Origin of the sequence: Longimicrobium sp. (genome assembly GCA_036387335.1) — a bacterium.
Classification (GTDB): domain Bacteria; phylum Gemmatimonadota; class Gemmatimonadetes; order Longimicrobiales; family Longimicrobiaceae; genus Longimicrobium.
Map to the genome: position 1 here is coordinate 1 of DASVTZ010000006.1, position 10,778 is coordinate 10,778.

Sequence of the window (10,778 nt, forward strand, 5' to 3'; positions counted from 1 at the left end):
GCTACCGCGACCCGGCCACGGGCGCGGCGGTGGACCGCTACCTCACCGACCGCCGCCGCGGCGCGCAGGACACGGCGCGGATCCCACTGGGCCAGCTCGGCCTCTCGCCCGCCGACACGGTGACGCTCTCCGTGGAGGTGACGGCGTGGGCGGTGGACGCGGCCGGCAACTGCGGCGCGGCCACCTCGCCGGGGACGCCGCAGCGCCTGCCGTGCGCGCTGGCGGGCGGGGCGCACGTGGCGGCCGGCGTGTCCGGCAGGCTGCTGACGATCCTGGTGACGCGCGGCACGACGGTGGCCTTCCCGTCCCCGGGCGACACCATCGCCGACATCGCGTCGGACGGGCGGCGGGTGTTCGCGTCGAACATGAACGCGAACCGGGTGGAGGTCCTGCCGATCACCGGCCTGGCCTTCGGAGCGCCGGTGAGCGTGGGCTCGCGGCCGTGGGGGCTGGCGGTGGGCGCCACGGGCGACTCGCTGCTGGTGGCCAACAGCGGCGGCACCAACATCTCCGTGGTCGCGCTGCCCGCGACGGGGACGCCGCAGGAAGTGAGGCGCATCCGCACGGCGGACGTGGAGCTGTACGACGTGTCGTACGACGTGAAGACGGACTCGGTGAGCCGGGTGGTGGTGGGGCGCTACAGCGACCGTCCGCAGTTCCTGGGGCAGCTCTCCAGCGGGCAGATCCTGTACTCCACCCGCCCGACCCCCGCCGGCGTGGAAGGGACGATCCGCGTGTACGACCGCCGCAAGGACACGTCGTACGAGTTCAACCGCGGCACGGAGATCTTCACCAACTACGCCACGCGCACCATCGGCAAGGGGATCGTGGTGAACGCGCTGGACGCGGGGCTGTCGCCGGGAAGCACCATCACGGTGTGCCCGCGCCGCCTGCGCCCGGATCAGAGCGACCCGTCGTGCGTCAACGGCCTGGCGACGGCGGTGAGCGCCGCGCTCACCAGCATGCGCAACGCGGGCACCACGGACACCCGCCTTGACCTCGGGGTGGACGCGGGGACGATCGGGCTGAGCGACACGACGTTCGTGGCGACCAGCACGCAGCGCAACGCGATCGCCTTCGGCGAGGGGGTGCGGGAATTCGGGCGCATCCTCTACTTCCAGCTCCAGGGCGGCAACCTGGTGGGCTCCAGCCGCGAGTCGAGCGACCTGATCCAGAACGCCGCGGACCGGGTCATCGGGCTGGGGCTGAACTCGGACGGCTCGCTGGGCGTGGCGCGCGGGAACCAGGTGTACTTCTTCGACAGCAGCCTGCGCCTGGCGGGAGTCACGAGGAGCGGATCGCCCACGGGCGGCAGCGCCATGCACCCGCTCAACGCCGGGTACCCGGCCAACGACGGACGGCGCCTGGGCTTCACCTCGGGCGTGGACGCCAACGGGCCGTACATCGACGTGATCGACACGTACAGTTTCGAGACGATCCGGCGCCTGCCCGTGCGCGACCGGGTGACGGGGACGGTGATCGCCATCCCGGTGCTCCCGGGCGATCCGGAGGCGGCGCTGCTGTACACGGTGCGCCTGTTCGCGCTGACCCCCTCGGGGATCCTGCGCATCGGGCTGACCCCGGCGGACCTGCGCCGCTGAAGCATGGTAGCGGGTTGAGGTGAGGCGGGACCGGGGGTCTGGCGCATGCCAGACCCCCGGTGTTTAATTTACGCCATGTCCGCCTTCCGCTTCACGACCGCCGGAGAGTCGCACGGCCCCGCGCTGGCCGCCGTGGTCGAAGGGCTCCCGGCCGGCCTCCCCCTTCGCGCCGACGACCTGGACCGCGAGCTGCGCCGGCGCCAGGGCGGATACGGGCGGGGCGGGCGGATGCGCATCGAGAGCGACCGCGCGGAGATCCTGAGCGGCGTGCGGCACGGCGAGACGCTGGGCTCCCCCATCGCGCTCCTGGTGCGCAACCGCGACTGGGCCAACTGGACCGAGGCGATGTCGCCCGAGCCGGTGGAGGGCGACGACGAGGCGATGCGCCGCGTCTTCTTCCCGCGCCCCGGCCACGCGGACCTGGTGGGCGCGCTCAAGTACGACCGCACGGACGCGCGCGACATCCTGGAGCGCGCCAGCGCCCGCGAGACGGCGGCGCGCGTGGCGTGCGGCGCCATGGCGAAGCGCTTCCTGGCCGAGCTGGGGATCACGCTGGGGAGCCACGTGGTGGCGCTGGGCGGGGTCGTCGCCGCCGTGCCCTCCGATCTCCCGGACGACCTCAACGCCGCCTCCGATCCCTCGCCGGTGCGCTGCCTGGACGCGGAGGCGGAGGGGCGGATGATCGACGCCATCGACGCCGCCAAGCGCGAGGGCGACACGCTGGGCGGGGTGGTGGAGGTGGTGGCGCGCGGGCTCCCCGCCGGCCTGGGATCGCACGTGTCTTGGGATGCGCGGCTGGACGGCCGCATCGCCGGCGCGCTGATGTCGATCCAGGCGATCAAGGGAGTCGAGATCGGGCTGGGCTTCGAGGGGGCGATGCGCCCCGGCTCCCGCGTTCACGACCCCATCGTGCGCGACGAGGCGGCGCGGCGCGGGGGCGGCTACGGCCGCTCCTCTAACGGCGCGGGCGGGCTGGAGGGAGGGATCACGACCGGCGCCCCGCTGGTGGCGCGCGCCGCGATGAAGCCCATCTCCACGCTGATGCGCCCCGTGCTCCCCACCATCGACCTGCGCACCGGCGCCCCCGCCGAGGCCGTGCGCGAGCGGTCCGACGTGGTGGCGGTGCCCGCCGCCGGCGTCGTGGCCGAGGCGATGCTGGCGCTGGTGCTGGCCGGGGCCGTGCGCGAGAAGTTCGGGGGCGACTCGCTGGCCGAGGTGCGCGCCAACTTCGACGGCTACGTGGACCGCATCGCCACGCGGGCGGGCCATGGCTGATTCCCCGGTCGAGCGGGTGGTGCTGGTCGGCTTCATGTGCGCCGGCAAGTCCGCGGTGGGGGAGCTGCTGGCGCGGCGGCTGGGGTGGGCCTTCGTGGACCTGGACCGGCTGATCGAGGAGCGCGAGGGGCGCCCCGTCCGCGAGATCTTTGCGGTCCAGGGCGAGCCGGCTTTCCGCCGCATCGAGGCGGAGTTGAGCGACTCGGTGGCGGTCTGGGCGCGGATGGTGCTTGCTCCGGGCGGCGGGTGGATGGGCAACGCGTTTCGCGGTGAGCTGCCGGTGGATGGCACGGTGCGCGTGTGGCTGCGCGTCTCGGCGGAGGAGGTGGTGCGGCGCGGTGCGGCGGCGCCGGGTGTGCGCCCGCTCCTGGCCGGCCCCGACCCCCTCTCCGCCGCCCGCCGCCTCCTCGCCGAGCGCGAGCCCTCGTACTCCCGCGCCGAGCTCTCCGTGGACACCGAAGGCCGCACGCCCGAGCAGGTCGCGGACGCGGTTGAGCGGGCGGTGCTGGGGGTGGGTCGGTGACCGGGTATCGAAACAACGGGGGATGAACGCCGGGGATTGGACGCGAGGCCCGGGCCCCGAACACCGGGGGATAAATCCCCCGGCTGGAACTACGGGAAGACCGCTGAAGCGGTCTCGCGCGTTCTGTCATTCTGAGGGAGCCGCCGGCGCCGGGGTTCGCGTTGGGCTCTGGACTCCCTGCGGCGACCGAAGAATCTAGCCGGCGAGGCGGGTGGATCGCGTGAATGGCGCCGGCCCCTCGTCACGCGCAGTAGATCCTTCGCTCCGCGCCAAAGATTGGAGGCGGGGAGAGGGCGGAGCGGCGCGTCGCTCAGGATGACAAAAGGGGGAGGTGGTGCGGTGAAGTGCCACGCACTCACGCACTCACGCACTAACGCACCGCTGTTCAGCACTCAGCACTCAAGCACTTCCGTATCTCATCCAATTCAGGAGACAATGGCGAAGGAGCGCAGGCGGCTGGTTGTGGTGGAGTCGCCCACCAAGGCGAAGACGATCCGCGGGTACCTGCCCGCCGGGTACCAGGTCGCCGCGTCCATGGGGCACGTCCGAGATCTCCCCGAGTCGGCCAGCGACATCCCCGCCGACGTGAAGGGGAAGGATTGGGCACGCCTGGGGGTGGACGTGGAGCACGACTTCGAGCCGCTCTACGTGGTGCCGGCGGGGAAGCGCAAGGTGGTCAGCGAGCTGCGCGCCATGCTCAAGGACGCCGACGAGCTGGTGGTGGCGACCGACGAAGACCGCGAGGGGGAGAGCATCGGCTGGCACCTGGTGGAGGTGCTCAAGCCGCGCGTTCCCGTGTCGCGCATCGTCTTCCACGAGATCACCCCCGAGGCCATCCGCGCCGCCCTCGCCACGCCGCGCCAGATCGACGCCGAGGTGGTGCGCGCCCAGGAAACGCGGCGCATCCTCGACCGGCTGGTGGGCTACACCCTTTCGCCGCTGCTCTGGAAGAAGATCTCCAGCGGGCTCTCGGCCGGGCGCGTGCAGTCGGTGGCGGTGCGCCTGCTGGTGCAGCGCGAGCGCGAGCGGCGCGCCTTCCGCTCCGGCGCGTACTGGGACCTCAAGGCCACCCTCCTCGCCGAGGCGGTCCCTTTCGGCGCGACGCTGCAGAGCTTGGGCGGGAAGCGGGTGGCAAGCGGGCGCGACTTCGACGAGACCACCGGGCGCCTCAAGGAGGCGCGCGAGGTGGTGCTGCTGGATGAAGCCGCCGCGCGCGCCCTCGTGGAGCGGCTGCGCCCGGCTACGTGGAAGGTCGCCGAGACGGAGGAGAAGCCCTCCGTCCGCCGCCCGTATCCGCCGTTCACGACGTCGACGCTCCAGCAGGAGGCCAACCGCAAGCTGCGCCTCTCCGCGCGCGACACCATGCGGGTGGCGCAGCGGCTGTACGAGGAAGGCTACATCACCTACATGCGTACCGACTCGGTGCACCTCTCCGAGCAGGCGATCGGGGCGGCGCGCGCGCGGGTGAAGCAGCTGTACGGGCAGCCGTTCCTCTCGCCGCAGCCGCGGCAGTTCACCACCAAGAGCAAGGGTGCGCAGGAGGCCCACGAGGCGATCCGCCCCGCGGGCACCGAGATGCGCACCGCCGAGGAGCTGCGGCTCAGCGGCCAGGAAGCTCGCCTCTACGAGCTGATCTGGATGCGCACCGTCGCCAGCCAGATGGCCGACGCGCGAATCACGCAGCTCACCGCGCTGATCGAGGCGGACGACACCGTCTTCCGCGCCTCCGGCCGGCGGGTGGACTTCGCCGGCTTCTTCCGCGCGTACGTGGAGGGGCAGGACGATCCGGACGCGGCGCTGGAGGACCGCGACGAGCCGCTTCCGCCCTTCCGGCGCGGCGACGTGCTGGGGCTCCGCGCGCTGGAGGCGCTGGGGCACGAGACGCAGCCCCCCGCGCGCTATACCGAAGCCACGCTGGTGAAGACGCTGGAGGCGGAGGGGATCGGGCGGCCAAGCACCTACGCGAGCATCATCGGCACCATCATCGACCGTGGATACGTGGAGCGGCTGGCGAACGCGCTCGTCCCCACCTTTACGGCGTTCGCGGTGACGGGGCTGCTGGAGGGCCACTTCCCGCACCTCGTCGATACGCGCTTCACCGCGCGCATGGAGGAGCAGCTCGACGAGATCGCGGAGGGCGACGCTGAGTGGCTGCCCTACCTGCGCGAGTTCTTCAACGGCCCCGAGGGGCTGGACGCGCTGGTGCGCACCGGCCAGGAGAACATCGACCCGCGCGACGCCTCCACCGTGCGCCTCTCGGACCTGCAGGCGCGGGTGCGGATCGGCAAGTTCGGTCCATTCGTGGAGATGGAGGAGGACGGCGCCACCGTCACCGCGTCGCTCCCCGAGGGTGTGGCGCCGGCAGACCTGACGCCGGAGCAGGTGACGGAGCTGGTGCGCGCGAAGTCGTCCGGCCCCGACGTGCTGGGCACCGACGCGCGCACCGGCAAGCCCGTGCTCATGCTGCAAGGGCGCTTCGGCCCGTACGTGCAGCTCGGGGAGGCGGAGGAGGGGAGCAGCGAGAAGCCGCGCCGCGCCTCGCTTCCCAAGGGACTGGCGCCGGCACAGGTGACGCTGGAGGCCGCGCTGAAGCTCCTCTCGCTCCCGCGCAACCTCGGCAACCATCCGGAGAAGGGGAAGGAGATCACGGCCGGCATCGGGCGCTTCGGGCCGTTCGTGGTGTGCGACGGCGACTTCCGCTCGCTGCTCCCGACGGACGACGTGTACACGGTCGATCTCCCGCGCGCGATGGAGCTCCTTTCCGCGCCCAAGGGCGGACGCACGCGCACGGCCATCGAGCCGATCCGCACCGTCGGCGCGCACCCGGCCGACGGCGAGCCGGTGCAGCTCTTCGCGGGACGCTACGGGCCGTACGTGAAGCACGGCGCCATCAACGCCTCGCTCCCCAAGGGCGTGGAGGCGGAGGCCGTCACCATCGACCAGGCCGTCGCGCTCCTCGCCGAGCGCGCCGCGTCCGCGCCCGCCAAGAAGGGTGCGCGTGGGCGGGCGGGAGGGCGCTCCGCGGCTCCGGCGAAGAAGGCTCCGGCCAAAAAGGCTGCTTCCAAGACCGCCGCGGCGGTGAAGAAGACGGCCGCGAAGAAGACCACCGCCAAGAAGGCGGCGCCGAAGAAGGCGGTGAAGCGGCGTCCGTAACGCCGCTCTGCCGGAGGCGAAGAAAACGGGGGCGCCGAGAGAATGATCTCGGCGCCTCCGTTCTTGTGTCCATTCCGCGATCGTTCAGGCGGCACGGGCAGCAATGTGGGGCGGCCCTACCCGTCGAGGCACGCAGGGGAGGGCGGACACGCAGGTCCGCCCCTACGGGATCTGTGCGCACTGCCGCAATCGAAGCACCGCGCGGACCGACGCAAACGCCCCTCCCCCAGCAGTTTGGGGGAGGGGCAGCGAGGAACGAGCGGGGAGGGGGCCTCAGCGGCGCGTGAGCGTGCCCAGGCGCGTGTCGTACGAGGCGACCTGCTGCCAGGAGCGCGCGGTGCCGGAGGCGCGGATCGCCCAGAAGTCGAAGATCCCCTCGCGCCGGTCGCCCGCCGCGTTCAGCACCGTCCAGCCGGTGGCGCCGTAGTGCGTGCCGGCCGCCACCTGGAAGCGGGCCGCGAGCGAATCCGCGTCCACGTCGGCCGGGGAGGCGAGGTACGCCTGCGCCGCGATCCAGACCGCGTCGTACACGCCGAACGCGAACGCATCCGGGGCGGCGCCACCCGCACGCGCCTGGATGCGGGCGGCCAGCGGCTCCCATTTGGAGCGCGCGGCGGGGTCCGCGCCCACCGTGGGCGCCGGGAAGCCGGCCGTCTGCGCGAACGCCGCCGCCGCGCTGCGGCCCAGGATCACGGTGCTCTGCGTCACCCCGTCCGCGCCGTACCAGCGCACCGAGGCGAGGACCGGGTCCGCGGCGGCGAGCGCCAGGATGTCGGCCGCCTCGTCGAAGGCGGAGAGCTGCACCGCGACCTGCGCGGCCGGGCGGGTGGCGAGCGCCGCCCGCACCTGCGCTCCGATCGCCGTCACCGTGGCGGCGTAGCTGCTGGCGCTGGCGGAGTACTCCGTTCCGGTGGAGACGGTGCCGCCGCGCGCGATGAACGCGCGCCGCGTGCCGGCCTCCAGCCCCTGGTTGCCGGCGTCGGCCCGCCAGGCGGGGACCACGGCGCGGATCCCGTCGGCGTACATCAGCCCCGCGATGGCCACGCCTTCCAGGCTGTCGGCCGGGGTCAGGCGGAAGATGCGGTCCGCCACGGCCAGGCTCCCCGCCGTGCTCGACTGGCTGACCACCACCATCCCGTTCCCGTCCACGAACGGCTTGATCGCGGCGAGCTCGGCGCTGCTCTGCGGCCCGATCACGAGCCGCACCTGGTTGGCTCGCAGCGACTCGATCTCCGAGAGGGCGCGCGCGGGCTCCAGGCGCGTGTCGCGGACATCCGCGCGGAAGGTGATGTGGCGTCCCGCCGCGAAGGCGTTGACGTCTTCCACCGCGAGCTCCATCGCGGCCTTGCTGGCCACGCCGAGCGACGACCAGTTGCCGGTGAGCGAGAAGATGCCGCCGAGGGTGATCTCTCGCGGGGCCTCGACCCCCGTTGCGTCGTCGGTACACGCGGCGAGCACCGCCGATGCGGCAAGGAGCACGAACGCCCTGCGGGTGGCACGGGCGAGCATAAGTTTGCTGCGGTTCACTGGGTCCGGTCCTGGTGGTGGGGGTCTGCGAGAGACGTCGGGATGGCGATACGACGAAGGCACGGAGAGCGCCGGGGTAGGAATCGCCAAGTTATCCAAATTTCCCTCGTTGTGCAATTGTCCCTCTCCGCGCGCAGGGGCTATACTCTCCCCTCGATGAACCGAACGCGGCGAAGCTGGTATCAGTACGGCTCGCGCGGGCATGGAGCCCGGCGGCTGGATACGATTCGAGAAGGGGAGTGCATGGCCGAAGTAACCGTGGTGGGCGGGGGGCTCTCGGGCTCGGAGGCGGCGTACCAGCTCGCGGAGCGCGGGCACGACGTGACGCTTTGCGAGATGCGTCCCGTGCGCGGTACGCCCGCGCACCAGACGCACGACCTCGCCGAGATCGTCTGCTCCAACACCTTCAAGAGCGAGGACCCGGCCAACGCGCACGGGCTGCTCAAGCTGGAGATGGAGGCGCTCAGCGCAGGTGGCTGCCTGCTGCTGGCGACCGCCCGCGCCTCGCGAATCCCTGGCGGCACGGCGCTCACCGTGGACCGGCGCGAGTTCTCGGCGCGGATGACGGCGGCCATCGAGGCGCACCCGCGCATCCGCGTGGAGCGCGGCGAGATCGCCGAGCTTCCGGCGGGACCGGCCATCATCGCCACCGGGCCGCTCACCTCCGACGCGCTCTCCGCCTCCATCCGCCGCGCGTTGGGCGACGACGGGCTCGCCTTCTTCGACGCCATAGCGCCGGTCGTCTCGTCCGAGTCGCTGGACATGGAGACGCTCTTCGCCGCGTCGCGCTGGGGGAAGGGCGAGGGCGACGACTACCTCAACGCCCCCATGACGAAGGAGCAGTACGACACCTTTGTCGAGGCGCTGCGGACCGGCGAGGGGTACGAGGGGCACGATTGGGAGAACGTCCCCTACTTCGAAGGGTGCCTCCCCATCGAGGTGATGGCGACGCGCGGCCCCGAGACGCTCCGCTTCGGGCCGATGAAGCCGGTGGGGCTCCCCGTGCCGCAGTGGGATGGGAGGCGCGCGTGGGCCGTCGTGCAGCTTCGCCGTGAGGACCGCGCGGGGCAGATGTGGAACCTGGTCGGCTTCCAGACGCGCCTCAAGGTCGGCGAGCAGAAGCGGATCTTCCGCACCATTCCGGGGCTGGAGAACGCGGAGTTCCTGCGCTGGGGCTCCATCCACCGCAACACGTACCTCAACTTCCCCGCGCGCCTTACCGCGCACGGCTCGCTCCCGGACCGGCACGACCTGCTCTTCGCGGGCCAGATCACCGGCGTCGAGGGGTACACGGAGTCCACCGCGGTGGGCATCCTCGCGGCGGCCAACCTGGACCGCATCGTCCGCGGGCTGGAGCCGGTGCTGCCGCCGGCCACGACCATGCTGGGCGGGCTGATGAGATACCTGCGCGAATCCGAGCCGCGCCACTTCCAGCCGATGAACTCCAACTTCGGCCTGGTGGACCCGCTGGAGGAGCCGGTGCGGAAGAAGGAGGAAAAGCGCGAGAAGCTGGTCGCCCGCGCCCGCGCCGACTTCGCCGCCTGGATCCGCCAGCACGAGCTGGTGCCGGAGCCCGCCGCGGCGTGACGCCCGCCGGCGACCCGGCGCGCCGGGAGGACGTGGACGCCTTTCTGCGCTACGTGGCCCACGAGCGCCAGCTGTCGCCGACCACGCTGAAGGCGTACACGATCGACCTGGCGGAATTCGAGGCGTTTCTGGATCGCTACTATGGCGCCCCCGAGTGGACGTGGAGCGGCGTCGACCGCCTCTCCATCCGCTCGTGGATGGGCGAGATGGCCGGCCGCCGCGGTCTGGCGCGCACCAGCATCGCGCGCAAGCTGTCGGCGGTGAGGTCGTTCTACCGCTTCCTGCACGTGGAGGCGCGGGTGGCGGCCAACCCGGCGCGCACCGTGCGCACGCCCAAGCGCGAGCGGCACCTCCCCGGCTTCCTGACGCGCGAGCAGATGGACGAGGTCTTCCGCGACGCGGAGGCGCGGGCGGAGGGCGGCGGCTTCCACGCGCTGCGCAACCTGGCGGTGGTGGAGCTCTTCTACGCGACCGGAATGCGCCTCTCGGAGCTCCAGGCGATGGACGTGGCCAGCCTGGACCTGGTGAGCGACCGCGTGCGCGTGATGGGGAAGGGTCGCAAGGAGCGCATCGTTCCGGTCGGCCGCGCCGCGACACGCGCACTTCGCGCCTACTACGAAGCGCGCGAGCGGGTGATGGAAACGGCCGCGCGTCCGGACCGCCGCGCCGTTTTCGTGGCGCAGACGGGGCGCCGCATCACCGTGCGCCAGATCCAGAACGTCGTCGGCGCCTTTCTCAAGGGGATCGCCGACGATGCCGGCCTGTCCACCCACTCCCTGCGCCACACCTTCGCGACCCACCTGCTGGACGCGGGCGCGGACCTGCTGGCAGTGAAAGAGCTGCTGGGCCATGCGAGCCTGAGCACGACGCAGATCTACACGCACACCTCGCGCGAGCGGCTGAAGCGGATCTACAGGCAGGCGCACCCGCGGGCGTGACGGCGGGTAATGGGGATTGGGGAATGGGGAATGGGTGCCGCCCTTGCGGAACGAGTCCGCGAAGGCGGACTTTGTGTTGTTCCAGCGGCGAATACATGCGCTCCTGGCGAGCCATCGAAAACTAGAGAGACGGTCGAAGATACATGACGATGCCAACGTTCCACGCCACCACCA

The 10,778-nt window shown here is 72.0% G+C and carries 7 protein-coding genes; 6 read left to right on the plus strand and 1 reads right to left on the minus strand.

Going from position 1 to position 10,778, the window contains the following annotated elements; genetic code table 11:
• From VF647_00370 to topA, 4 genes are all read left to right on the plus strand, one after another.
• A partial coding sequence (locus tag VF647_00370) for a hypothetical protein (protein HEX8450510.1) occupies window positions 1-1,601 on the plus strand: 1,601 nt, incomplete at its 5' end.
• Window positions 1,602-1,646: 45 nt separating this feature from the next.
• Window positions 1,647-2,876 (plus strand): chorismate synthase, encoded by a 1,230-nt coding sequence (aroC, locus tag VF647_00375; GenBank protein ID HEX8450511.1) that lies wholly within the window; start codon window positions 1,647-1,649, stop codon window positions 2,874-2,876.
• Window positions 2,869-3,399 (plus strand): shikimate kinase, encoded by a 531-nt coding sequence (locus VF647_00380; protein HEX8450512.1) that lies wholly within the window; start codon window positions 2,869-2,871, stop codon window positions 3,397-3,399. Before aroC ends, VF647_00380 begins: the two co-directional genes overlap by 8 nt.
• A 435-nt stretch (window positions 3,400-3,834) precedes the next feature.
• The gene (topA, locus tag VF647_00385) at window positions 3,835-6,552 is read left to right on the plus strand and encodes a type I DNA topoisomerase (GenBank protein HEX8450513.1); all 2,718 of its coding nucleotides are present in this window, start codon (window positions 3,835-3,837) and stop codon (window positions 6,550-6,552) included.
• A gap of 273 nt (window positions 6,553-6,825) precedes the next feature.
• Here topA and VF647_00390 read toward each other — a convergent pair whose 3' ends face one another.
• Window positions 6,826-8,079, minus strand: coding sequence for an ABC transporter substrate-binding protein (locus tag VF647_00390; GenBank protein HEX8450514.1), 1,254 nt, complete (start codon window positions 8,077-8,079; stop codon window positions 6,826-6,828).
• A gap of 243 nt (window positions 8,080-8,322) precedes the next feature.
• On the opposite strand from VF647_00390, the gene trmFO reads away from it, so the two are divergent.
• Both trmFO and VF647_00400 read left to right on the plus strand, forming a co-directional pair.
• A complete protein-coding gene (gene trmFO / locus VF647_00395) occupies window positions 8,323-9,666 on the plus strand; it encodes a methylenetetrahydrofolate--tRNA-(uracil(54)-C(5))-methyltransferase (FADH(2)-oxidizing) TrmFO (GenBank protein HEX8450515.1) in 1,344 nt (447 codons plus the stop codon).
• Window positions 9,663-10,604, plus strand: a complete 942-nt coding sequence (locus tag VF647_00400) for a tyrosine recombinase XerC (protein HEX8450516.1) — start codon at window positions 9,663-9,665, stop codon at window positions 10,602-10,604. The genes trmFO and VF647_00400 overlap by 4 nt, the downstream gene beginning before the upstream one ends.
• The last annotated feature ends 174 nt before the right edge of the window (window positions 10,605-10,778 follow it).

Coding starts and splice junctions, on each gene's coding strand:
- VF647_00380 (HEX8450512.1), top strand. CDS start 2,869: ATGGCTGATTCCCCGGTCGAGCGGGTGGTGCTGGTCGGCTTCATGTGC.
- aroC (HEX8450511.1), top strand. CDS start 1,647: ATGCCAGACCCCCGGTGTTTAATTTACGCCATGTCCGCCTTCCGCTTC.
- topA (HEX8450513.1), top strand. CDS start 3,835: ATGGCGAAGGAGCGCAGGCGGCTGGTTGTGGTGGAGTCGCCCACCAAG.
- trmFO (HEX8450515.1), top strand. CDS start 8,323: ATGGCCGAAGTAACCGTGGTGGGCGGGGGGCTCTCGGGCTCGGAGGCG.